The organism is Rasiella sp. SM2506 (assembly GCF_050859505.1).
GTDB lineage: Bacteria > Bacteroidota > Bacteroidia > Flavobacteriales > Flavobacteriaceae > Marinirhabdus.
On sequence record NZ_CP193934.1, the window covers coordinates 988,148 to 1,010,167 of the forward strand.

Annotated in this window: 26 protein-coding genes; 14 read left to right on the forward strand and 12 right to left on the reverse strand. The window is 38.4% G+C overall.

Features of this window, described 5'->3' with window-relative positions:
• Nucleotides 1-50: 50 nt before the first annotated feature.
• From ACQ2HF_RS04530 to ACQ2HF_RS04565, 8 genes are all read left to right on the forward strand, one after another.
• A complete protein-coding gene (locus tag ACQ2HF_RS04530; protein WP_432412335.1) occupies nucleotides 51-593 on the forward strand; it encodes a YceD family protein in 543 nt (180 codons plus the stop codon).
• A 9-nt stretch (nucleotides 594-602) separates the two neighbouring features.
• Nucleotides 603-800 (forward strand): 50S ribosomal protein L32, encoded by a 198-nt coding sequence (gene rpmF, locus ACQ2HF_RS04535; RefSeq protein WP_432412336.1) that lies wholly within the window; start codon nucleotides 603-605, stop codon nucleotides 798-800.
• Nucleotides 801-972: 172 nt separating this feature from the next.
• Nucleotides 973-1,971, forward strand: a complete 999-nt coding sequence (locus ACQ2HF_RS04540; protein ID WP_432412337.1) for a beta-ketoacyl-ACP synthase III — start codon at nucleotides 973-975, stop codon at nucleotides 1,969-1,971.
• 22 nt (nucleotides 1,972-1,993) lie between these two features.
• On the forward strand, nucleotides 1,994-2,467 hold the full coding sequence (gene accB, locus ACQ2HF_RS04545; RefSeq protein ID WP_432412338.1) for an acetyl-CoA carboxylase biotin carboxyl carrier protein: 474 nt from the start codon (nucleotides 1,994-1,996) through the stop codon (nucleotides 2,465-2,467).
• 70 nt (nucleotides 2,468-2,537) lie between these two features.
• A complete protein-coding gene (gene accC, locus ACQ2HF_RS04550) occupies nucleotides 2,538-3,890 on the forward strand; it encodes an acetyl-CoA carboxylase biotin carboxylase subunit (RefSeq protein ID WP_432412339.1) in 1,353 nt (450 codons plus the stop codon).
• A gap of 78 nt (nucleotides 3,891-3,968) precedes the next feature.
• On the forward strand, nucleotides 3,969-5,099 hold the full coding sequence (locus ACQ2HF_RS04555) for an NAD(P)/FAD-dependent oxidoreductase (RefSeq protein WP_432412340.1): 1,131 nt from the start codon (nucleotides 3,969-3,971) through the stop codon (nucleotides 5,097-5,099).
• Nucleotides 5,096-5,791 (forward strand): monofunctional biosynthetic peptidoglycan transglycosylase, encoded by a 696-nt coding sequence (gene mtgA, locus ACQ2HF_RS04560; RefSeq protein WP_432412341.1) that lies wholly within the window; start codon nucleotides 5,096-5,098, stop codon nucleotides 5,789-5,791. Before ACQ2HF_RS04555 ends, mtgA begins: the two co-directional genes overlap by 4 nt.
• Nucleotides 5,781-6,239 carry a 3-oxoacyl-ACP synthase gene (locus ACQ2HF_RS04565; protein ID WP_432412342.1) on the forward strand — a complete coding sequence of 153 codons (459 nt, stop codon included), beginning with the start codon at nucleotides 5,781-5,783 and terminating at the stop codon, nucleotides 6,237-6,239. The genes mtgA and ACQ2HF_RS04565 overlap by 11 nt, the downstream gene beginning before the upstream one ends.
• Here ACQ2HF_RS04565 and ACQ2HF_RS04570 read toward each other — a convergent pair.
• A complete protein-coding gene (locus tag ACQ2HF_RS04570; RefSeq protein WP_432412343.1) occupies nucleotides 6,232-6,543 on the reverse strand; it encodes a hypothetical protein in 312 nt (103 codons plus the stop codon). The two genes, ACQ2HF_RS04565 and ACQ2HF_RS04570, sit on opposite strands and share 8 nt — an antisense overlap.
• A 171-nt stretch (nucleotides 6,544-6,714) precedes the next feature.
• On the opposite strand from ACQ2HF_RS04570, the gene ACQ2HF_RS04575 reads away from it, so the two are divergent.
• Nucleotides 6,715-7,710 carry an NADP-dependent oxidoreductase gene (locus ACQ2HF_RS04575; protein ID WP_432412344.1) on the forward strand — a complete coding sequence of 332 codons (996 nt, stop codon included), beginning with the start codon at nucleotides 6,715-6,717 and terminating at the stop codon, nucleotides 7,708-7,710.
• 88 nt (nucleotides 7,711-7,798) lie between these two features.
• Here ACQ2HF_RS04575 and ACQ2HF_RS04580 read toward each other — a convergent pair whose 3' ends face one another.
• The 9 genes from ACQ2HF_RS04580 to ACQ2HF_RS04620 form a co-directional block, all read right to left on the reverse strand.
• Nucleotides 7,799-8,545, reverse strand: coding sequence for an SDR family oxidoreductase (locus ACQ2HF_RS04580; RefSeq protein ID WP_432412345.1), 747 nt, complete (start codon nucleotides 8,543-8,545; stop codon nucleotides 7,799-7,801).
• 156 nt (nucleotides 8,546-8,701) lie between these two features.
• Nucleotides 8,702-9,640 carry an ABC transporter ATP-binding protein gene (locus tag ACQ2HF_RS04585; protein WP_432412346.1) on the reverse strand — a complete coding sequence of 313 codons (939 nt, stop codon included), beginning with the start codon at nucleotides 9,638-9,640 and terminating at the stop codon, nucleotides 8,702-8,704.
• Nucleotides 9,641-9,737: 97 nt separating this feature from the next.
• Nucleotides 9,738-11,909, reverse strand: a complete 2,172-nt coding sequence (locus tag ACQ2HF_RS04590) for a prolyl oligopeptidase family serine peptidase (protein ID WP_432412347.1) — start codon at nucleotides 11,907-11,909, stop codon at nucleotides 9,738-9,740.
• A gap of 72 nt (nucleotides 11,910-11,981) precedes the next feature.
• Nucleotides 11,982-12,359: a DoxX family membrane protein gene (locus tag ACQ2HF_RS04595; RefSeq protein ID WP_432412348.1), complete on the reverse strand. Its 378-nt coding sequence runs from the start codon at nucleotides 12,357-12,359 to the stop codon at nucleotides 11,982-11,984.
• 99 nt (nucleotides 12,360-12,458) lie between these two features.
• Nucleotides 12,459-12,860, reverse strand: a complete 402-nt coding sequence (locus ACQ2HF_RS04600) for a DoxX family membrane protein (RefSeq protein WP_432412349.1) — start codon at nucleotides 12,858-12,860, stop codon at nucleotides 12,459-12,461.
• A 51-nt stretch (nucleotides 12,861-12,911) separates the two neighbouring features.
• Entirely contained in the window at nucleotides 12,912-13,901 is a 990-nt protein-coding gene (locus ACQ2HF_RS04605) for an aspartate-semialdehyde dehydrogenase (RefSeq protein ID WP_432412350.1), read from the reverse strand.
• Nucleotides 13,902-14,118: 217 nt separating this feature from the next.
• Nucleotides 14,119-14,535, reverse strand: a complete 417-nt coding sequence (gene mscL / locus ACQ2HF_RS04610; RefSeq protein ID WP_432412351.1) for a large conductance mechanosensitive channel protein MscL — start codon at nucleotides 14,533-14,535, stop codon at nucleotides 14,119-14,121.
• 80 nt (nucleotides 14,536-14,615) lie between these two features.
• Entirely contained in the window at nucleotides 14,616-15,725 is a 1,110-nt protein-coding gene (alr, locus tag ACQ2HF_RS04615) for an alanine racemase (RefSeq protein WP_432412352.1), read from the reverse strand.
• A gap of 2 nt (nucleotides 15,726-15,727) precedes the next feature.
• Nucleotides 15,728-16,384: a thymidine kinase gene (locus tag ACQ2HF_RS04620; protein WP_432412353.1), complete on the reverse strand. Its 657-nt coding sequence runs from the start codon at nucleotides 16,382-16,384 to the stop codon at nucleotides 15,728-15,730.
• Nucleotides 16,385-16,497: 113 nt separating this feature from the next.
• Here ACQ2HF_RS04620 and ACQ2HF_RS04625 point away from each other — a divergent pair, with 113 nt between their 5' ends.
• The 4 genes from ACQ2HF_RS04625 to ACQ2HF_RS04640 all read left to right on the forward strand — a co-directional run bounded on the left by ACQ2HF_RS04625 (nucleotide 16,498) and on the right by ACQ2HF_RS04640 (nucleotide 18,999).
• The gene (locus ACQ2HF_RS04625) at nucleotides 16,498-17,307 is read left to right on the forward strand and encodes a hypothetical protein (RefSeq protein ID WP_432412354.1); all 810 of its coding nucleotides are present in this window, start codon (nucleotides 16,498-16,500) and stop codon (nucleotides 17,305-17,307) included.
• A gap of 9 nt (nucleotides 17,308-17,316) precedes the next feature.
• Complete coding sequence (locus ACQ2HF_RS04630) at nucleotides 17,317-17,670, forward strand: DoxX family protein (RefSeq protein WP_432412355.1); 354 nt, start codon at nucleotides 17,317-17,319, stop codon at nucleotides 17,668-17,670.
• 85 nt (nucleotides 17,671-17,755) lie between these two features.
• Complete coding sequence (gene rsmI / locus ACQ2HF_RS04635; protein ID WP_432412356.1) at nucleotides 17,756-18,427, forward strand: 16S rRNA (cytidine(1402)-2'-O)-methyltransferase; 672 nt, start codon at nucleotides 17,756-17,758, stop codon at nucleotides 18,425-18,427.
• On the forward strand, nucleotides 18,427-18,999 hold the full coding sequence (locus tag ACQ2HF_RS04640) for a uracil-DNA glycosylase family protein (RefSeq protein ID WP_432412357.1): 573 nt from the start codon (nucleotides 18,427-18,429) through the stop codon (nucleotides 18,997-18,999). Before rsmI ends, ACQ2HF_RS04640 begins: the two co-directional genes overlap by 1 nt.
• Nucleotides 19,000-19,284: 285 nt before the next feature.
• Here ACQ2HF_RS04640 and ACQ2HF_RS04645 read toward each other — a convergent pair whose 3' ends face one another.
• Entirely contained in the window at nucleotides 19,285-19,875 is a 591-nt protein-coding gene (locus ACQ2HF_RS04645; RefSeq protein WP_432412358.1) for a carboxymuconolactone decarboxylase family protein, read from the reverse strand.
• Nucleotides 19,876-19,953: 78 nt separating this feature from the next.
• Here ACQ2HF_RS04645 and ACQ2HF_RS04650 point away from each other — a divergent pair, with 78 nt between their 5' ends.
• Nucleotides 19,954-20,433: a hypothetical protein gene (locus ACQ2HF_RS04650; protein WP_432412359.1), complete on the forward strand. Its 480-nt coding sequence runs from the start codon at nucleotides 19,954-19,956 to the stop codon at nucleotides 20,431-20,433.
• A 4-nt stretch (nucleotides 20,434-20,437) separates the two neighbouring features.
• Here the strand turns inward: ACQ2HF_RS04650 and ACQ2HF_RS04655 are convergent, their stop codons facing one another.
• On the reverse strand, nucleotides 20,438-21,898 hold the full coding sequence (locus ACQ2HF_RS04655; protein ID WP_432412360.1) for a T9SS type A sorting domain-containing protein: 1,461 nt from the start codon (nucleotides 21,896-21,898) through the stop codon (nucleotides 20,438-20,440).
• Between the last annotated feature and the right edge of the window lie 122 nt (nucleotides 21,899-22,020).

The following is a 22,020-nucleotide window of genomic DNA, read 5'->3' on the forward strand; positions in this document are numbered from 1 at the left end:
TCTTTGCACCCGCCTTTTAACGAAGGTGGAGAATGATAACAGGAGTGGATATGAAAGAATTGAAAGATTTTACCATCCCTTTTATAGGGCTGAAATTAGGTCAACACCCGTTTCACTTTGAGATTACAAATACGTTCTTTGAGCATTTTGAGTATGATGAGTTTAATGATACAGCTATTAAACTTGACGTAGTACTGGATAAAAAAACCACATTGTTAGAATTTACATTAACCTTTACGGGGAGTGTAAATGTGCAGTGTGACCTTACCAACGAGCCTTTTGATCAGGATATTTCGGGAAATTATCACTTTATAGTGAAGTTTGGCGAAGAATTTAATGACGAAAACGAAGACTTGTTAATCATTCCACATGGAAGTTATGAGGTGAACATTCAGCAGTACGTGTACGAATCTATTATTCTGTCCATGCCCTCAAGGTTAATTCACCCGGGGATTGAAGATGGAACCTTAGAAAGTGATATACTCGACAAACTTGAAGAATTAAGCCCAAAGCAACCCAAAGAAAATGTTGAAGAAGGCGACGAAGTAGACCCAATATGGGACGATTTAAAAAAACTATTAACGGATAAATAATATAAAGTAATGGCACATCCTAAAAGAAAAATCTCGAAAACTAGAAGAGATAAAAGAAGAACTCATTACAAAGCGGTAAAGCCTACATTAGCTCAGGACCCAACGACTGGAGAGACACATTTGTTTCACAGAGCGCACTGGCATGAAGGTAAATTATACTACCGTGGGCAAATTGTAATTGATGCGGTTGAAGAAGTAGAAGCATAATTACAGGTATTTTATAACACAAATAACTCTCGCAGACTCATGTGAGAGTTTTTTGTTTCCTGTTATATTTATTCAAAAAAACCTTTTTACTACCCTTTTTTGCGGTTTTTTTAGTAATTTTCACATCTTTTAAGGGCCTTTTGGCCTTTTTGCGTGAAAGTAAGATAACTCTATGAGCAAAATATCAGCAGCAATCACAGCTGTAGGAGGCTATGTGCCAGACTACGTACTTACCAACCAAATTCTGGAAACTATGGTTGATACGAATGACGAGTGGATTACCTCTCGTACTGGAATTAAAGAACGTAGAATTTTAAAAGATAAAGATAAGGGTACTTCCTATTTAGCCATACAAGCAGCCAAAGACCTTCTCAAAAAAAGTAACACCAATCCGGAAGAAATCGATATGGTGATTATGGCAACAGCTACACCAGACATGCTAGTGGCAGCCACAGGTGTTTATGTGGCAACCGAAATTGGTGCCATTAACGCGTTCTCTTACGATCTTGTTGCTGCATGCTCTAGTTTCCTATTCGGAATGTCAACCGCAGCGAAATACATAGAATCTGGACGCTACAAGAAAGTTTTGTTAGTGGCTGCAGATAAAATGTCATCTATTATAGATTACGAGGACAGAGCTACCTGCATTATTTTTGGTGACGGTGCTGGCGCTGTACTTTTTGAGCCAAATACGGAAGGCTACGGTGTACAGGACGAGCTTTTACGTAGCGATGGTATTGGAAGACAAAGCCTTAAAATTGACGCAGGCGGTTCTTTACTACCACCAACTGCCGAAACAGTTGCCAATAAACAGCACTATGTATATCAAGATGGAAAAACTGTATTTAAATTTGCAGTGTCTAACATGGCAGATATCAGTGAAAAAATAATGGCACGCAATGGCTTATCTGAAGACACTATCAATTGGTTGGTACCACATCAAGCCAATATGCGTATTATTGATGCCACAGCAAAAAGAATGAACCTTCCACCTGAGAAGGTGATGAAAAATATACACAAATACGGAAACACAACCTCGGCAACCTTGCCATTGTGTTTGGTAGACTACGAGAAACAACTTAAAAAAGGAGATAATTTGATATTCGCATCTTTCGGGGGCGGATTTACCTGGGGAGCAGTCTATGTAACCTGGGCCTATGATCCTATATAATAACGAATAAAATTAACCTAACATGGATATAAAAGAGATACAAAGCCTGATTAAGTTTGTAGCCAAATCTGGAGCAAGCGAAGTAAAATTAGAGATGGAAGATGTAAAAATCACCATCCGCACAGGAGAAAGCCATAAAGGCGAAACAACCTATATTCAACAAGTGCCTGCTATGGCTGCAGCACCAGCAGCGGCACCAGCTTCTGCCGAAGCAGCACCAGTAGCATCGGCACCTGCTACAAGTGAAGATTCAAAATATATTACGGTAAAGTCTCCAATTATTGGAACTTTCTACCGAAAACCTTCTCCAGACAAGCCTATGTTTGTAGAAGTAGGAACTAACATAAACATAGGAGATGTTTTATGTGTAATTGAGGCTATGAAACTCTTCAACGAAATTGAGAGTGAAGTGTCTGGTAAAATCGTGAAAATATTAGTAGACGACTCGTCTCCGGTAGAGTTTGACCAACCACTTTTCTTAGTAGACCCATCATAAGCTTAATCCCGAAACTTTCGGGACCAAGTCCCAAATTCAAATAATTTAAGGGGTTTTAAAACTCAAAAACATGTTTAAAAAAATATTAATAGCAAATAGAGGGGAAATTGCACTACGCATCATTAGAACCTGTAGAGAGATGGGGATTAAAACGGTTGCTGTCTACTCAACAGCCGACGAAGAAAGCCTACACGTTAAGTTTGCAGACGAAGCAGTTTGTATTGGTCCTCCGCCAAGTGGTGAAAGTTACTTAAAGATGAGTAATATTATCGCTGCAGCAGAAATAACAAACGCAGATGCTATTCACCCAGGATATGGATTCCTTTCAGAAAACGCCAAGTTTTCACGTATATGCCAGGAACATAACATTAAATTTATTGGCGCTTCTCCAGAGATGATTGACAGAATGGGAGATAAGGCTATGGCAAAAGCCACCATGAAAGAAGCTGGAGTACCTTGTGTTCCAGGAAGTGATGGCATTATTAAAGATTTTGAAGATTGTAAAAAAGTAGCCAAAGAAACCGGCTACCCAGTGATGCTTAAAGCGAGTGCCGGAGGTGGTGGAAAAGGGATGCGTGCCGTTTGGAAAGAAGAAAACCTGCAAGATGCGTGGGAATCTGCCAGACAGGAAAGCAAAGCTGCTTTTGGAAACAACGATATGTATATGGAAAAGCTTATTGAAGAGCCTCGCCATATCGAAATACAAATCGTTGGAGACAGCACTGGAAGAGCCTGTCATTTAAGTGAGCGTGATTGTTCTATCCAACGGCGTCACCAAAAATTGACCGAAGAAACACCAAGTCCCTTTATGACCAAGAAATTGCGAAATGAAATGGGAATGGCAGCTGTAAAAGCTTCAGAATATATAAAATATGAAGGTGCTGGTACCGTAGAGTTTTTGGTAGACAAACACAGAAACTTCTACTTTATGGAAATGAATACCCGTATTCAAGTAGAACACCCTATTACCGAGCAGGTGATCGATTTTGATTTAATCCGCGAGCAGATTTTAGTGGCGGCAGGTGTGCCAATTTCTGGAAAACACTATACGCCAAATCTACATTCAATAGAGTGCCGTATCAACGCCGAAGATCCGTATAATGACTTTAGACCTTCACCGGGAAGAATTACAACTTTACACGCTCCAGGAGGGCACGGAATACGTTTAGACACGCATGTATATGCTGGATATGTTATTCCGCCAAACTACGATTCTATGATTGCAAAGTTGATTACAACCGCGCAAACTAGAGACGAGGCCATCAATAAAATGAAGCGTGCCTTAGACGAGTTTGTGATAGAAGGGGTAAAGACTACCATTCCGTTTCATAGACAGTTAATGGACCATCCGGATTATGTGGCAGGTAACTATACTACTGCCTTTATGAACACTTGGCACATGGCGCCACCAGAGGAAGAGTAAACAAAATAAATACTACATACCAAATCCCAAATTCCAAAAAGAGTACCTTTGGAATTTGGGATTTTTATTTTGAAATTTATGAATCTATCCTATTGGGAACAAAACATCTGGCTCTCCAACATAGACGTTGCCATAATTGGTAGCGGCATTGTGGGGTTAAGCTGTGCGTTGGCTTTGCGCGATCGTTTTCCAAAGAAGAAGATTGTAGTTTTCGAAAAAGGGATGCTTCCCAGTGGAGCCAGCACTAAGAATGCCGGATTCGCTTGTTTCGGTAGTATTTCTGAAATTTTAGAAGATCTTACAACACATTCTGAAGAAGAAGTTATTCAACTCATAAAGAATAGAGTGGAAGGCTTGCAATTGCTTCGGAAGAATCTTGGCGATAAACAATTAGACTTTCAGCAATGGGGAGGATATGAAGTTTTTACTGAAAGAGATGCCGAATTATTTTCAACCTCTATCGAAAACATTCCCTACATCAATAAATTACTTAAATACGTATTTCATGATGAAAATGATATTTTTTCGGTTCGAAATGATTCCTTTTCGTTTAAAAATGTTCAAAAACAACTTCTTTTTAATCGGTTAGAAGGACAGTTGGATACTGGGAAGATGATGCAAGGACTCATACAAAAATGTTCAGAAAACAGCATTTTTATTCTAAATAATGCTGAAATCACTTCATTTTCGGCAAATAATGGTGAAATTTTACTAGAAATGAACAATTCAGTGAAATGTTCAGCAAAAAAAGTTTGTATTGCCACCAACGGCTTTGCAAAACAGTTTATAAATGCCGATTTACAACCCGCACGGGCACAGGTTTTAGTAACTAAACCTATTCCAAATCTGCATATAAAAGGTACTTTTCATTTGGATAAAGGCTATTATTATTTCAGAAATATTCACGATAGAATTCTTCTTGGCGGTGGTAGAAACCTGGATTTTACAACAGAAGCAACAACCGAACCTGGCTTAACACACTTAATTCAAAATGAATTAGAAAGACTTCTTAGAACAACAATCTTACCTAACACCCCGTTTGAAATAGACACGCGCTGGAGCGGAGTAATGGGTGTTGGCAAACAAAAAAAGCCCATTATCAAAGAAGTACAATCCAATGTTTACTGTGGTGTTCGGTTAGGTGGCATGGGTGTTGCTATTGGAAGTTCCGTAGGCAAACAATTGGCGAATCTTATTGAACCTACATGATTAAAAAACTCCTTAAATTTCTTTTTAAAGCACTGTTGTGGTTTTTAGGCATCACTATACTTTGGGTGTTGCTTTACAAATATGTACCTGTGTATTATACGCCGCTCATGGCCATTCGTTATTTTGAAGCGGAAGGCGATTTTGAAACAAAGCATCAATGGGTTCCTATCTCAGAAATAGCTCCAGAATTGCAATTGGCTGTTATTTGTGCAGAAGACCAAAAATTCGTTAAACACAACGGTTTTGATGTAAAAAGTATCGAAAAAGCCTACGAAAACAATCAAAAAGGCAAAAAACTACGTGGTGCAAGTTCTATCTCTCAGCAAACAGCTAAGAATGTTTTTTTATGGCCAGATAGAAGTTGGTTACGCAAAGGACTGGAAACCTATTTCACTTTTTTAATTGAATTGCTGTGGGACAAAGAACGAATCCTGGAAGTATATTTAAACAGTATTGAAATGGGCGACGGGGTGTATGGAGCAGAAGCGGCATCAAAGTTCTGGTTTAACAAATCGGCTAGAAATTTACAGCAATACGAGGCCGCTGCCATAGCTGCAATCTTACCAAATCCTAGAAATTATAGAGCGAATCCGTCTTCAGCGTATATTCAAAAAAGAAAAGAATGGATTGTTAGACAAATGCGATTTTATGGTACTTTTACGTTGGAAAAACTACCAAAGAATGACCGATAAAGAACTAAAAGTTGCCTTACTGGACCACTGTCAAGAGACAGTTAACAAACGCTTTGACAAGATAAAGCAAACCATTTCAGACATAGTAGAATCGTTGGAAGATGAGTCTAAAAGTAGCGCTGGTGACAAACACGAAACGGGGAGGGCCATGTTGCAGATAGATCGTGAAAACGCGGGGAAGCAGTTGCGTGAAATAGAATCGCTACTGGCTTTGGTAAAGAAAATAGACATTAAGGCTGTTTCAGATTATGTACGTTTGGGAAGTTTAGTGTATACCAATAACGGCACGTATTTTATTAGTATTTCTATAGGTCAGATTCTGGTAGGAAAGACGGGTTATTTTTGCGTGGCATTGCAATCGCCTATTGGGCAATTACTATCTGGGAAAAAAAAGGGAGAGGCTTTTACCTTTAACGAGAAAAAATTTGTGGTAAAAAGTATTAGCTAGTTTGTAACGCAGCAAAAAACTTCTTCGTATTTTTTTTGTTTTTTCCCCAATCAATAAATTGTGTGGCTAGTTTACAGGAGGAAGTGAATTTCACTAAAGTCCCTTGCTCATTTTCCTGAAAACTTACCTGAATATCTTCACCCCAGGACCAAATGGTTAAGGAACTTTCAGCATAAAAGGCTTGATTTTGTGCTACCCATTTACTCATTTTAAAACCGGCCTTTAGTAGCGCTTCTTCTGTTTTTACTTTTGCCTGCTCTAAAGGATCTTGCAATTGCAGGATTTCAGTATAGTTATTGGCCATAATTTTGCGGTGTATGGTTTTCAGAATTCTATACTACAAGATAGTAACTTCTGTGAAACTATTTTTAAGGCCTTCTCAAAAGCGTTAATTATTTCTCAAAATAGTTGAATACTCTCTTAACAGGCCTTAAAATTGAAATTCAACTCCTTAACTTTAAAAAAATTTTGATACATGAACAATTCTATACGTTTAAAAAGCCGTCCTGAAGGAATACCAACCCTAGAAAATTTTGAGTTTGTTGAAGTTGACAAACCAAAAGCTTCAGAAGGACAGGTGCTATTAAAAACAAAATACGTCTCCGTAGACCCATATTTACGAGGAAGAATGCGTGATGAAAAATCCTATATAACTCCTTTCGAATTAGATAAACCTCTACAAAGCGGTATTATTGCTGAAGTTGTAGAGAGTCATATTTCAGATTTTAAAAAAGGAGATTTTGTAAATGGGATGCTGGAATGGAAGCAATTTCAAACCTCTAATGGAAAAGGACTTCAAAAAGTAGATTCCTCTAAAGCTCCTTTGAGCGCTTACCTAGGCGTTTTGGGTCTCACAGGAATTACTGCCTATGTAGGATTGCTTAAGATTGGCGAACCAAAAGAAGGGGAGACCGTATTAGTTTCTGGCGCATCGGGAGCTGTGGGAAGCGTGGTTGGACAACTAGCCAAAATTAAGGGCTGCAAAGTAGTGGGTATTGCGGGAAGTGATGAAAAGATTAAATTATTGCAAAACACGTTTGGTTTCGATGCCGGGATCAATTATAAAACAACCAACCAGATGCGTAAAGCTATTAAAGAAACTTGCCCCAACGGCGTAGACGTATATTTTGACAATGTTGGAGGTGAAATTCTGGATGCCGCAATGGCTAATATGAACCGTTTTGGACGTGTGGTTAATTGTGGTGCTATTTCACTTTATAACGAAACAGAACAACCTACGGGACCCAGATTGGAAACCTCTTTGGTGAAGAAAAGTTTAAAAATGCAGGGGTTTATCGCTCGCGATTATCAAGATGAGTTTAAAGAAATCGTTCCTCAATTGGCGACTTGGCTTAACGATAATAAATTAACGTATGAAGAAACCATTGTTGAAGGATTTGAGAACATTCCACGAGCATTTATCGATCTTTTTGAGGGAAAAAATAAAGGGAAGATGGTTGTGAAGGTATAAGAAAAATCGTTTTTAAAGAAAAATCCAGCGAGGCTAGCTTCGCTGGATTTTTTATATAACCAAATGTAATGTTCTAAGCAGACTCAGTTTATTGTTTTTGAGTAGTTGGCATTATATACACATCATTTATATTAGTACGCCCAGGTTGTGATAAGGCATAGAAAATGGCGTCTGCAATATCATTGGGTTCTAATGGTTTTACATCGCCCATCACTTCTTTCATATCATTCATTAACTCTTTGTCTGTGATGGTCTCTGTTAGTTCAGTGTCTACAGCACCTGGCTCGATAGAAGTAACATTAATCCCGTATGTTGGCGCTAATTCTTGACGTAACCCTTCCGAAAACATCTTCACGGCAGATTTGGTAGCACAATACACAGCACCGCCTGGGAAATATTTATACGCAGCAACCGAAGAAATATTAATGATATGTCCTCCTTTTTGTTCGATCATGGTAGGCAATACAGCAGAAACACCATTTAATACTCCTTTAATATTTACATCTACCATGGTGTCCCATTCATCGGTATGTAAGTTTTTAACGTAAGAAAGCGGCATAAGTCCAGCATTGTTTATTAAAACATCTATAGACCCAAAAGTATCTTTTGCTTCTTTCTGTAAGTGTTGCCAATCGTTTTTATTGGTAACATCGCCAACAACAACAATGGCTTTTCCTCCGTCTTTTTCAATTTTGGCCTTCAATGCTTTTAATTTATTCTCGCGTCTTGCCGTTAATACTACATTTGCTCCTTCTTTTGAAAGTTTAAGGGCTGTTGCCTCGCCAATTCCACTGGATGCTCCAGTTATAATTACAGTCTTGTTCTTTAAGTTCATAGTTTTTTCTTTTTTCTAATGCACCTAAATATACGGGTAAGAAAACCTGTTTGGTGAGTTATCGCCGGGTTTGGCAAGTTTTTAACGGGATTTTTACGCGTTTGTTAATGATTTTAAACTTAGTTCAACGTATTAACCTGCAGCGAGATACAGTAGTTAGGCTACTGTGAGATAAACAAAGATATCTTTCGCGAGCTTTTTATCATATTCAAAAAACAATGTTTTTGAATTCCACTCACAAGAAATAAGATAGGCGCGACCTTTAAAATAGGACTCCTCCACTTTAACCTTTAAAGGAGTTTTCTTTTCTGAAACTTTTAATTGATGGGGAAATAGTAGCAGTTCTTTTTTAGATAAGATTCCTGCGGGTATAGTTGAAACTTCTCCAAAAAAGCTCTTTTCATATACTGAAGCTGCGGAAGCATACACCTGAGCTGGTGTTCCCATTTGTAACGTTTCACCATTTTTTAACACCAATAATTTGTCTGAAAAAGCCAGCGCTTCTTCAGCATCATGGGTTGCGGTGATGCAAGTAATGGTATGCTTCTTTGCATAGTTAAACAAATTACGCCTAAGGTGATTTTTTCTTAAAGCATCGATACTGCTAAAGGGTTCATCTAGCAGTAATACTTCAGGAACATTGGCTAGAGCTTTGGCAAGTGCTACCCGTTGCTTTTGGCCACCACTAAGCGATTTTACTTTTCGATTTCTACTATCGAGAAGGCCAACGGTTTCTAACACTTCGCCAATCCGATTATAGTCTTCTTCAGTATTGACTCTAGGCAGGTTTTCACCTACATTTTCAGCCACCGAGGTAAAGGGCATTAGGTTAAATTCCTGCGACACCAGTTTCATGCAATCGTGCCCTGGAATTAAATTATGGCTTGGACCAAAGAGTTGTTTTTTTCCGTAATAGATTTCGCCTTTATCTATATTCAGTAAACCATACATGATGTGAAGCAACGTAGACTTTCCGCAGCCACTTTCACCCAAAATGGCCATACATTCTCCTTTTTTCAACTGAAAAGAAAGCTGTGAAAGAATTTCTTTTTCAGAGTTGGGATATTTAAAAGATTGAATGTTAACTTTGAGCATAGCTGATCCCTCCACTCTTTTTTGCCAAGAAGACCAAAAAGAGTACCTCCCCTTAAAAGGGGAGGAGCTTTTTGAGAGGTTTAATTTGTTGAGAGCGTTATTTTTTTACTTTAGAAGTAGTTTTATTTGGCAAAACTTCATATCCCATATTGTAGAGTGTAAAACCAAAAATATCTGCATATTGTTCAATGGTTTTGCTCACTGGGGTACCTGCTCCGTGACCAGCATCGGTTTCAATGCGGATTAACGTTGGGTTTTCACCAGTTTGTTTGTCTTGTAATGCTGCCGCAAATTTAAAACTGTGTGCGGGTACTACGCGGTCATCGTGATCTCCTGTGGTCACTAAAGTTGCAGGGTATGCTACACCTTCTTTTACGTTATGAACGGGAGAGTATGCTTTAAGATACTCAAACATTTCTTTGTTGTCGTCTGCCGTACCGTAATCGTACGCCCAACCTGCTCCTGCGGTAAATGTATGGTAGCGAAGCATGTCCAGTACACCCACAGCTGGTAACGCCACTTTCATTAAATCTGGTCTCTGGGTCATGGTAGCTCCCACTAACAAACCGCCGTTTGAACCTCCTCTTATGGCCAGGTAATCTTTAGAAGTGTATTTGTTTTCAATTAGATATTCAGCGGCAGCTATAAAATCGTCAAACACATTTTGCTTTTTTAATTGTGTTCCAGCATCGTGCCATTTTTTACCATATTCACCACCCCCACGAAGGTTAGGTACTGCGTAAATGCCACCCTGTTCCATCCATACGGCGTTGGCAATACTAAAACTAGGCGTTAAACTTATGTTGAAACCTCCATAACCGTACAGAATTGTTGGGTTTTTTCCGTCCAGTTTTAAACCTTTTTTATGGGTAATAATCATAGGTACTTTTGTCCCGTCTTTTGAGGTATAAAACACCTGCTTACTTTCGTAATTTTCTGGGTTAAAGTCTATGTCTGGTTTTACGTATAACTCGCTGGTACCATTCTCAATGTTGAATTTATAGATACTTCCTGGCGTTACGTAATTTGCAAAACTGTAATACAATTCCGTATCTTCTTTTTTAGCTCCAAAACCACCTGCACTACCAACTCCTGGTAATTCAACCTCACGTATTAGTTTTCCGTCGTAGTCGTATTGCATTACTTTGCTCACGGCATCTACCATATATTCGGTAAAAAAGTAGCCTCCTCCCGTTCCTGGGCTTAGTACATTTTCGGTTTCCGGGATAAAATCTTTCCAATTACCGGGCGCAGGGTTGCTAGCATCAACCGTTACAATTTTATTGTTGGGGGCGTTTCGGTTGGTCATTAAGTATAATTTTGTACCAACGTTTTCAATAATGTACGTGTCAGAATCTGTGTTGTCCACTATTGTAATCAATTTGCTGTTTGGCTTGCTTAAATCTTTTATAAACAACTTATTTCCAGAAGTTGAAGTACTAGCCGAAATTTGTAACCAGCGGTTATCTTCAGAAACACTTCCACCCACATAGCGGTGTTTTTGTTCAGCAGTACCGCCAAAAATTAACTGATCTTCTTTTTGGGGAGTACCCAATTTATGGTAAAATAATTTGTGCTGATCTGTTTTAGCAGAAAGCTCGCTCCCTTTTGGTTTGTCGTAACTAGAGTAATAAAAACCTTCATCTGCTTTCCAGGAAACGCCACTAAATTTGACATCTACCAAAGTATCCTCTACAATTTCTTTGTTTTCGGTATTCATCACAAGTACTTTTCTCCAATCACTTCCGCCTTCAGAAATGCTATAGGCAGCAGTTTTTCCATTTTCAGAAAAATTAAGACCGCCTAAGGAGATAGTTCCATCTTCTTTAAAGGTGTTGGGGTCTAAGAAAATTTCGGCTGTACTAGGCTCCTCACCTGTTTTGTAGCGGTAGATTACATATTGGTTTTGAAGGCCATCGTTTTTATAGAAATAGGTATAGTCGCCTTCCTTAAAGGGTGAGCCTACTTTTTCGTAATTCCAAAGCTCGGTGAGGCGTTCTTTTAGCTCCTCACGAAACGGAATGTTATCTAAATACCCAAACGTAGTTTTGTTTTGACGCGTCACCCAATCTGCAGTTTCGGCGCTCATGTCATCTTCTAGCCAGCGGTAGGGGTCTCTTACATCGGTTCCAAAATAGTTGGTTACGGTGTCTACTTTTTTGGTCTCTGGATAGGTCACGGCAATCGTTTCTTTTTGAGCAGTTTCTTTTTCATCTTTGCAACTTATGAGTGTTAGAAGGCAAAGCGTAGGTATTATTAGTTTTTTCATCTGTATAAAATTGAAGCTACTAAATTACTGAAAAACTGCCGTTACCGAACTGTAACAAACCTATTTTATACTTTAATACTGAAAAAGAGTGCGATAAGCTTTCCAATATTTGTAAATAAGCAACACATTTAAGCTGAAAATTACAATGGCCACCCAAACGTCTGAAACATCCAAAAAGATATGAAACAAAAGAATGTTGATGGAAAGAGGCGCTAATAGAACAAGTGCAAAAGGCACCCATTTTTTGAGCAGTAGCATACCCGCTACAGCAATCTCGAGTATAGCTACTAGATAAAAAGCGTAGCCAGTGGTTTCTAAGGATTCGATAAAATTGGCTGCTGCTGGTGGCATTTCGAACATAGGAATAAAGTTGATGAACTTATTTACGCCGAAGATTAAAAGCGTTAATCCTAATACAATACGAAGAATAGTAGTAAAAGTTGAATTCATAAGAGAGAGGTTTGATGGTTATGTTTCCTAAAGATAGTAAAAAAAAACCTGCTCCTTCAAACTGAAAAAGCAGATTATAACTATTTGTAAATTAGTTTTTTACTGAAACATTCCTTTATAAGCGTCCCAATTGCGATATACTAAATATGTGTTCACTAACGCCACTGCTAGAGCGGGACCAATATTAGGTGGGTTTACCATGATATGAAACATCACAATGTTTATAGAGATGGGAACCAACATAACCAAGGCCAATGGCACCCATTTTTTTATAACCAATAAAAGACCTACTATAACTTCGGTAGTGCCAACCATGTTCATGATATATCCTTTACCAGCGTCGGGATTCTCACCAGAGTAGCGGAGGGCGTTAAAAAGGTGTTCTGCCTCGGGATATCCGGTAAAGTCGAAATCTGGCATAAACCAGAAAAATTTATTGAGGCCAAATGTTAAGAGCATTAAGCCTAATCCTGTTCGTAAAATAATGTGGAAAATTTTCATCTAAGTTCTTTTTGGTTGCTATCAAAAGTTAGACGAAAATTTTCTAAGTGCTTACACAAGCTTCTTTTTAACCAAATACTCGGCAATCTGGATCGCATTGGTTGCGGCACCTTTTCTAAGGTTATCGCTTACAATCCACATATTTAAAGTGTTGGGCTGGGTTTCGTCTCTTCTAATTCTGCCTACAAATACATCGTCTTTTCCATGGGCGTAGATGGGCATAGGATACGTATTAGTGTCGGGGTTGTCCTGTACTACAATTCCGGGAGTTTCGTGTAGCATTTTACGAACGTCTGCAAGCTCAAAATCATTTAAAAATTCTACGTTTACAGATTCGCTATGGCCTCCTGCCGTTGGAATACGCACCGCTGTAGCCGAAATTGAAAATGTTCTATCGTCCAATATTTTTTGTGGCTCACGGGCCAGCTTCATTTCTTCTTTAGTATAGCCGTTAGCTTCAAAAACATCACAATGGGGTAAGGCATTTTTATAAATGGGATATGGATATGCCATTTCACCTTTTTTGCCAAGGGCTTCATTTTCTAATTGCTGAACCGCTTTCACCCCAGTGCCAGAAACTGATTGATAGGTAGAAATCACCACGCGCTTCATTTTGTATTTTTTGTGCAACGGGGCCAATGCCATCACAAGTTGAATTGTAGAACAATTGGGATTGGCAATAATTTTATCTTCGGAAGTTAATAGGTGCGCGTTTATTTCCGGAACTACTAATTTCTTAGACGGATCCATACGCCAAGCAGAAGAATTGTCTATAACGGTAGTGCCAACTTCAGCAAATTTGGGAGCCCACGCAATTGAAGTATCTCCACCAGCCGAAAAAATAGCAATCTCGGGTCGTGCCATAATTGCGTCTTCCATAGAAATGATGGGAACTAATTTTCCATTATACGAAACCTCACGACCAATAGATTTTTCTGAAGCTACTAGAATAAGTTCGGTAAGAGGGAAGTTGCGTTCTTCCAATAATGTAAGCATAACGGTGCCTACCATACCAGTGGCACCAACAACGGCTATTTTCATACAAGATAATTTTTTACTTTAAAGATAGACTGTTGTGCTATCTTACTACAAAATTACAACGAAAAAAAAGACCACCCTACTTTCGATAGGGTGGTTTTGTTAGAATTAAGTAGTGTAGCGGTGCTTCGGTACAATTTTACGTTCGCCAAAGGCGAACATAAAATCACTCAGCAACCTTAGTTTCATCAAGACGATGAACTTGCTGAGTGATTAAAGGCTATTTTTTACGAAGCTCGTCACGAATTTCCATAAGGATATCTTTTTCAGACGGTCCTGGGTCTGGTGCAGGTGCTGCAGCTTCTTCTTTTTTACGAACTTTTCCGTATGCTTTTACAATCATAAACAATACAAAACCAATAATGATCAGGTTGATTATGGCGTTTACCCAATTTCCCCAAGCGATAACGGCACCTCCGCCATCTCTTGCTTCTTCAAGTGTAGCATATTCTTTACCATCCATAGCAACGAAGAGATCAGAAAAATTAGTTCCTCCCGCAAAATGACCAATAATAGGCATCATAATGTCGGACACAAATCCGCTAACTACGAGGCCTACGGCTCCTGCGAGGATTACAGCAACGGCTAAGTCTATGACATTGCCTGTCATAATAAAAGCTTTAAATTCTTTAAGCATATTTTGTTGGTTTAGGTTAATAAGTGACTAAGGTAGAGAAAAAGTAATAAGTATTAAAATCAATACAGAAATGACTCATATCACTTTCGACAAACAACACGTTTTACTCGTTGAGAGATAGCTGTTAATAACTCGTATGGGATAGAATTTACAGCTTCAGCAAGTTGTTGTGCCGTAGGATTTTCTCCAAAAACAACCACCTTATCGCCTTCTTTGCAGTCTATTCCTGTAATATTTACCATGAGCATATCCATGCAAACGTTGCCAACAATGGGGGCTTTTTTACCTGCAATAGTTACCCAGCCAATTCCGTTGCCGTAAGCACGGGAAATCCCGTCTGCGTGACCAATAGGAATAGTAGCAGTTTTTTCGTGCTCTTTGGATTTATATGCACGGTTGTACCCAACAGTTTCACCAGGTTGAATAGAATGAATTTGCGAGATTACAGATTTTAAGGTAGCAACAGGTTTCAAATTTTTATTTTCTTTTTCTGAATTTCCGAAGCCATACAAACCAATCCCTACGCGTACCATATCAAAATGTGCCTGTGGATAATTAATCACCCCAGAAGTATTGCTTTGGTGCATAAAAACAGCATATGGCAAGCCAGCTTTTATTAGTTCAGCGATTCTTTTGAAAGTACTTATTTGCTGAAGGGTAAACTCCTCTTCATTTGGGTCTTCACTAGCTACTAAATGTGAAAATACGGAGCGTACTTTAATAGCCTGTGTTTCCTTTAGGGTTGCTAAAATAGGTTCGGCATCAGTTTTTAAGAAACCTAAGCGGTTTAATCCTGTATTAAACTTTAAATGAATAGGGTAGTCCTTTTGTTTTTTTTCTTCAGCAATTGCTATAAAATGTTTTAGTATTCTATGGCTATAAATAGAAGGTTCCAAACAGCGATCTATTAATTCCTCAAAATTAATGGGTTGTGGGTGTAACACTAAAATAGGAGTCCTTATACCCGCATTGCGCAGTAAAACGCCTTCCTTTACATAGGCAACAGCAAAATAGTCGATTCCTAAATTTTCTAATTCTTTTGCAACGGCAACACTTTCGCTACCATATCCAAAAGCTTTTACCACCGCCAAGGTCTTCGTTTCTTTTTGAAGTTTTGAAGTAAGATAATTGTAATTGTGTGTTAGCGCATTTAAGTCTATTTCCAACACGGTTTCGTGAAATTGAGCCATTGCTAAGCTTGCTTTTTGGCCTCTTCGGCAGATTTTGAAGTAATTTGTTCTGGGTCCTGTACTTCCATTTTTCTTACTTTTTCCCGGAGTACTGCTTTATAGTAAGCTGCCCGGCTTAAAGGTTCGTATTCTTCAGTTTCACCAAGGAGTACGAGGTTATCGTTGTTTGATTTTCGAAAGCTATAATGCGCCAGATTCCCCGTTCGCGGGCAAATGGCATGTACTTTGGTAACATATTCGGCAGTAGCCATCAATGCGGGCATAGGGCCAAAGGGGTTTCCTTTGTAGTCCATATCCAGTCCAGCTACAATTACCCGAACACCACGATTGGCAAGGTCATTACATACTTTTACAATTTCATCATCAAAAAACTGAGCTTCGTCTATCCCCACCACATCGCAATTATCTGCCAAAATTGGGATGTTGGCCGCTGCGGGAACTGGTGTAGAACGTATTTGGTTGCTGTCATGAGAAACTACGTGGTCATCTTCATACCTGGTATCTACATTTGGTTTAAAAATTTCCACTTTTTGGCGCGCAAATTGAGCGCGCTTTAATCGGCGAATCAACTCTTCGGTCTTACCAGAAAACATAGAGCCGCAGATCACTTCGATCCAGCCAAATTGCTCTTTTTGATTTACGGTATTTTCGAGAAACATAAGTGTTGTTTAGAATAAAACGGAAATTCTTGACGTTTACATATAGGATGCGTAAATTTAACAAAACAAAGTTGACCCCGTCCCTTCAGAACTAAAAAAAGTTATACAGAAAGATGAAAAATAAATTGCAACAAGACCTACGTGATTTGGCGAATGAAATACTTCAGCAGAAAAAAATGAACAGTGCCGAAATGAAACAAAAAGTGACAAACATTTATGAGCGTTTGACAGTTTTGGAATATTTAGAGCAGCAATTAGATGAGGTAATCCCTTCTACAATAATGAAGGAAGATGATGCTTTTGATAGCAAAAGTTATAAAGAACAAAATTGGTTTACCGAGCCAGAGCCTATCCCACAGCCACAACACAAAGAAGACTTGGTAGAACCTTTGATGGAAAAAATTAAGGATCTAGTAGCGCAAATGCCACCAGAATCGCAAGAGTTGGACGAATTTTTAGAGGAAGTACTTCCAGAGAAAAAATATATAAAAAATGACCTCGAAGAGTTTGCCAAAACCTACCAGCAAACCCCTACGTTTGAGCGTAAAGCGACACCTTCACCACCCTCCGAAATTAAAACAACACTAGAAGAACGCGAACCTGTTAAAGGGATTCCGGCACCCGAAAATAATAAACGTCTTATAGATGATTTAGGGGTTAGTGAAAAGCCAAAATCTCTTAACGATCAAGCAGGTAGCGGGGTTAATATTGGTCTTAACGATCGCATTGCCTACATAAAACACCTCTTTGGAGGCAATGCTGAAGATTACACCCGTGTCTTATCCCAGATCAATACCATGCAGTCTTTTGAACAAGCAGAGACGTTCATAAAAACGAAAGTAAAGCCAGATTATAATTTTTGGTTGCAGAAAGATATGTTTGCAGAGCGATTTATGGCATCGGTTGAAAGACAATTTAATTAACCTTTCGAATTGAAAGTCTCTAAAACAATTTACTGGATTGCCACCGCACTACTTTGTGGCATTATGCTGTACTCTGCTGCTATGTATTTTTTGAATACCGAAATGGTAAAGGATTTCTTTACATCATTCGGCTACCCAGAATACATTGTCATTCCCTTGGCAGTTGCCAAAGTGTTGGGCGTTGGTATGATTTTATGGCGAAAAAATAACTGGCTCACCGAATGGGCCTACGCAGGATTTGCCATAGATATTGTGCTAGCGTTTTTTGCACATTATATGGCCGGCCAAAGCCTTACGTTAACGTTAATAGCGATGATTGTTTTGCTCACATCCTATTTCTTTGGAAAAGAGGTACGGTACTAGGAGGAAATCAAAACTGAAGCTGAAAATTGAATAAATAAAATTGTTTAACTTCGTCGTTTATCGCTCGTAATTCAAACCTTAACCCGTGTCCAAACTCTACCTTGTTCCAACGCCTATCGGAAATTTAAAAGACATTACCTTTCGTGCTATTGAAGTACTACAGGAAGCAGATCTTATTTTGGCCGAAGACACCCGAACCAGCGGAAAATTGCTGAAGCATTTCAACATTACAACCCAAATGCATTCGCACCATATGCACAACGAGCACAAAACTACCGAAGGCATAGTAAAACGAATTCAGGCAGGAGAAACTATAGCATTAATAAGTGATGCTGGAACACCCGCTATTAGTGATCCTGGATTTTTACTCACGAGAGCCTGTGTAGAAGCAGGGATAGAGGTAGATTGTCTTCCAGGAGCCACCGCTTTTGTCCCAGCCCTTGTAAATAGTGGCTTACCAAACGATAAGTTTGTATTTGAGGGATTTTTACCTGTAAAAAAAGGGCGTCAGACCCGCTTACAACTCCTAGCTGAAGAAACCAGAACCATCATTTTTTACGAATCGCCTCATAAACTAGTAAAGTCTTTAACCCAATTTGTGGATTATTTTGGAGCGGATAGGCAAATTTCAGTTTCAAGAGAAATCACGAAGCTTCACGAGGAAACCATAAGAGGAACTGTTGCCGAAGTATTGGCACATTATGAAGCGAAACCTCCCAAAGGAGAAATAGTCGTTATTGTGGGAGGAAAAAAGTAATGCAAAAACTACTTTCAGAAATACGAGACTGCTCCGTTTGTGCGAAACACCTACCATTGGGCCCAAAACCTATTGTAGAAGCATCGCTAAATTCAAAAATTATTTTAATTAGTCAGGCTCCTGGAAGAAAAGTTCATGAAAGCGGGATAGCTTGGAACGACCAAAGCGGAAAAAAACTGCGGGAATGGCTAGGTGTTGATGAAGATATTTTTTACAACACTAGTAATTTTGCAATTCTCCCATTGGGTTTTTGTTATCCAGGAAAAGCAAAAACAGGAGATCTCCCACCAAGAAAAGAGTGTGCACCTTTATGGCATGATGTTGTTTTAAAAAAACTGAAAAACGTCCAGCTTACTCTATTAATTGGGAGCTATGCCACCATATTTTATTTACCGAAAGATGGCAGAAACCTTACCCAGCGCGTAGAAAATTTTGAAGATTTCTTACCCAGATATTGGCCTTTGCCACATCCGTCGCCCGTAAATAGATTCTGGAGAGCAAAAAACCCTTGGTTTGAAGAAAGTATCGTGCCGTTATTACAGAAGAAAATAGCAGAGATTTTGGATCCTTAAACTACTGTTTTCTAAATAACAGAGAGTTCAACAATGAAAAATCCCCAATCGTTATTTTCAATTATTTTTACTTCACCATTCGTTATTCTACAGTTCGATATTCGATATTTGTTTTTTTAAGTTCAAAAATCTAATATCGCCAATCGTCAATCTAAAATCTATTGATCTCCACTTTCTACAGCACCTTCTTTAGTAATCTGGACGGAAAGTTTCAAAAAAGTGCGACAGAAAAAGTTCGCACTTTTTTGAAACAACCACCATAGCGCATGGAAACTTCAATTTATATTAAACGTGTTTCCCTTTCTCCCAACCGTGCTTCCCAAGATATTGATTTCCACTTTCTACAGCTCCATCCTCAATTGAAGTTCCCATACTGTCATTCCAACGATTTAAATAACCAAAGAGTGAAATCACTCCTAACATTTCTACAATTTCACCTTCATTCCAGTGTTCGTAAAGACGTTTTTTAATTTCTTCATCTACAGCATTGGGTACCTGGCTGGCTGCCAGAGAAAAATCTAATGCGGCACGTTCGGCTTCATTAAAGGAAGGGTGTGTGCGGTATTCCCATATATTGTCTAGTTGTTCTTGTTCTGCTCCATAGCGTTCTGCAGCTCGAATAGCATGGGCTTGGCAATACCGGCAACCTGTAGCATTACTACTCACCCAGGCAATCATTCTTTTAAGGGCAGAAGTTACATTGCCTTCGTTAGCCATCACAGCTTTATTGAGATTAATAAAAGCACGGCTTATGGCAGGTCTGCGCTGCATGGTAAGCACGCTGTTAGGGCAAAAGCCTAGGGTCTCATTAAAAAATTCGGCAAGTTCTTGAGTATTTTCATCATGGTCTGCAGAAAGAGGAGTTACTAATGGCATAAATATAATTTTAAAGTTTTATTGTATTTTAAAGTTTTCAGAAATGTATTTTTGCTTAAAATGTGAAGATACTTAATTATGAAAAAATTTATTGCGTTATTCTTGTTAATTAGCCTGTTTGCCTGCTCAAAAGATGATGACTCAGAAACAATCCAAGAACCAGTAGACACGTCCATTGTTTTGAGACTTGAAGATGAAAATGGACTCACCTTCAGCGATTTGGATACCGATTTTTTTGACAATGGTGTAGATGTCCAGATATATGATCAAAACGATTGGGATGATTTTATATTGAATTCTCAAACGCAGGAAGAACAGGATTACAATCTTTCCATTGCAAGCCAGATAGGAAAAGTGGATGCTTCGGGGACTTCGGTAATTGTATTGGATATTCCGGGGCTTTTTTCAGACAGCACTACGGAAACGATTTATATAAATGTAGTAACATCTATAAGTGGGGACGTTACTAATAATTTTATTGCCGTGACTTTAAATGAAGGAGACATTAAAGAAGTAACCCTGGCTGCTGCGTTGGATTTTACCATTTTTGAGAACTAAGCACCTATTGTTTCACTAGTTTAACGGTGGTATTCTCTATCGTAAGATAATACAACCCATTAGCAAAACCTTCCATAGAAACCGTTGGGTTTTCAACACTGAAATTAGCCTGCTGAATAACTTTACCTGAAGTATCTGTTATTTGATAGGGTTTGTTTGTTAGATAACATTCCGTACAAGAAATTGTTATAAAATCATTGGCTGGGTTTGGAAAAACGGTAAAAATATTTTGCGTATTTTCTTCAATACCCAGTGGATTGTTGTTTAGACGATACATAAAAAAATCTTCAAATGCCCGTCCACCACCAGATACAACAACCTTACCATCACTATCGATAAGAAAATTAGCATTGGTTAAAATAGGAAAGGCAGCTCTGTCAAAACTAAAACTACTATCTTCAAAGCCATTGGAAAAATATCTACTAATACCTACACGACCTCCTGTTCCAACCATCCCTATAGGCTGATACATAACCAGAAATCTTTGATTTTCTTGAATTATTACTCGTGGCAAACCATCGCCTGTAATTTCACCACCCGAGCCTACTGCAGTAATAAGTTCTCCTTCTGAAGACATTTTATAAATTCTTGTTTTGGCTAAATCATATGCAGGAAAGTTGTATATAGATATAATTAAGATAGACCCATCTTCAAAGAGTTGTACACCGTTTGAATTAAAAACAAAATCGTCATTGGGGTCTACATAAGGAATCTCAACAAATCCATTTGTTCCAAAGGATGTGTCAATACTACCATCTTGGTTAGCTTGAAAGATTATAGGCGACTTTTCACCATTTACTTGCTGTTCTGCGGTTATTAAAATTTTGTTATCTGAAGTAATTTTAAAGGATTGATAAAATGTTATAGATGATGGTCCTTGTATAGTGGCCATTCCGCTATCACCAAAGGAAGTATCAGGGTCACCATTCAACAAAAACCTTTTAACCCTAAAAGTAGTTCCCAATTTTAGACCAGCAACAATTGAATTAAATTTATTAAAACGCAATTGAGCATTAAATTCACCAGGAAATGGTTCAAGCTCGCCATTGGCTCCAAAAGAAGTGTCTAAAGTACCGTCTGGCAAAAACTTTTTAAAGAAATTTCCTTGAGCCTCTTTGTTAAATACATATAAAATTTTGTCTTCTTCTACTATATAAGTCGCTCTAGGGTCTTCTCTTACTGTAGGTAAATACGTTAAAATACCATTGTCACCAAAACTAGTGTCCAGACTTCCATTATTTAAGAACTTATGAATAAGTATTGATTTTTCATCAGATTCTAATTTACCAGCAAGAACAATATAAGAGCCATCAGAGAATTGATTTACTCCTCCTACATCAATGGATGAATTCTCATAATCAATATCTACTAAGCCATTGTCGCCAAAGGAAGTGTCAAGACTACCATCTTGTCCAAAAGTTATACTTGTGCTAAGCACACATAGTGCGAGAAAGAACTTTTTCATTTTATTTAAATCTATTATTAGTATTTAAATATAGTAAATTTCAAATTGTATTTAGAATATAATCCTATTTAGTACCTTTACATACCTTCCCAGTGTAACTTTCTTTACCCTCTGTTCTATTT

Bases quoted from the DNA above. Each gene is read 5' to 3' on its own strand.
- ACQ2HF_RS04650 (WP_432412359.1), top strand. From the start codon at position 19,954: ATGAAAAAATTTATTGCGTTATTCTTGTTAATTAGCCTGTTTGCCTGC.
- ACQ2HF_RS04625 (WP_432412354.1), top strand. From the start codon at position 16,498: ATGAAAAATAAATTGCAACAAGACCTACGTGATTTGGCGAATGAAATA.
- ACQ2HF_RS04590 (WP_432412347.1), bottom strand. From the start codon at position 11,909: ATGAAAAAACTAATAATACCTACGCTTTGCCTTCTAACACTCATAAGT.
- ACQ2HF_RS04640 (WP_432412357.1), top strand. From the start codon at position 18,427: ATGCAAAAACTACTTTCAGAAATACGAGACTGCTCCGTTTGTGCGAAA.
- ACQ2HF_RS04565 (WP_432412342.1), top strand. From the start codon at position 5,781: ATGACCGATAAAGAACTAAAAGTTGCCTTACTGGACCACTGTCAAGAG.
- rpmF (WP_432412336.1), top strand. From the start codon at position 603: ATGGCACATCCTAAAAGAAAAATCTCGAAAACTAGAAGAGATAAAAGA.
- ACQ2HF_RS04620 (WP_432412353.1), bottom strand. From the start codon at position 16,384: ATGTTTCTCGAAAATACCGTAAATCAAAAAGAGCAATTTGGCTGGATC.
- ACQ2HF_RS04605 (WP_432412350.1), bottom strand. From the start codon at position 13,901: ATGAAAATAGCCGTTGTTGGTGCCACTGGTATGGTAGGCACCGTTATG.
- ACQ2HF_RS04600 (WP_432412349.1), bottom strand. From the start codon at position 12,860: ATGAAAATTTTCCACATTATTTTACGAACAGGATTAGGCTTAATGCTC.
- ACQ2HF_RS04575 (WP_432412344.1), top strand. From the start codon at position 6,715: ATGAACAATTCTATACGTTTAAAAAGCCGTCCTGAAGGAATACCAACC.
- ACQ2HF_RS04645 (WP_432412358.1), bottom strand. From the start codon at position 19,875: ATGCCATTAGTAACTCCTCTTTCTGCAGACCATGATGAAAATACTCAA.
- mtgA (WP_432412341.1), top strand. From the start codon at position 5,096: ATGATTAAAAAACTCCTTAAATTTCTTTTTAAAGCACTGTTGTGGTTT.
- ACQ2HF_RS04555 (WP_432412340.1), top strand. From the start codon at position 3,969: ATGAATCTATCCTATTGGGAACAAAACATCTGGCTCTCCAACATAGAC.
- ACQ2HF_RS04530 (WP_432412335.1), top strand. From the start codon at position 51: ATGAAAGAATTGAAAGATTTTACCATCCCTTTTATAGGGCTGAAATTA.
- accC (WP_432412339.1), top strand. From the start codon at position 2,538: ATGTTTAAAAAAATATTAATAGCAAATAGAGGGGAAATTGCACTACGC.
- accB (WP_432412338.1), top strand. From the start codon at position 1,994: ATGGATATAAAAGAGATACAAAGCCTGATTAAGTTTGTAGCCAAATCT.
- ACQ2HF_RS04580 (WP_432412345.1), bottom strand. From the start codon at position 8,545: ATGAACTTAAAGAACAAGACTGTAATTATAACTGGAGCATCCAGTGGA.
- mscL (WP_432412351.1), bottom strand. From the start codon at position 14,535: ATGCTTAAAGAATTTAAAGCTTTTATTATGACAGGCAATGTCATAGAC.
- ACQ2HF_RS04595 (WP_432412348.1), bottom strand. From the start codon at position 12,359: ATGAATTCAACTTTTACTACTATTCTTCGTATTGTATTAGGATTAACG.
- ACQ2HF_RS04585 (WP_432412346.1), bottom strand. From the start codon at position 9,640: ATGCTCAAAGTTAACATTCAATCTTTTAAATATCCCAACTCTGAAAAA.
- ACQ2HF_RS04540 (WP_432412337.1), top strand. From the start codon at position 973: ATGAGCAAAATATCAGCAGCAATCACAGCTGTAGGAGGCTATGTGCCA.
- ACQ2HF_RS04570 (WP_432412343.1), bottom strand. From the start codon at position 6,543: ATGGCCAATAACTATACTGAAATCCTGCAATTGCAAGATCCTTTAGAG.
- alr (WP_432412352.1), bottom strand. From the start codon at position 15,725: ATGGCTCAATTTCACGAAACCGTGTTGGAAATAGACTTAAATGCGCTA.
- ACQ2HF_RS04655 (WP_432412360.1), bottom strand. From the start codon at position 21,898: ATGAAAAAGTTCTTTCTCGCACTATGTGTGCTTAGCACAAGTATAACT.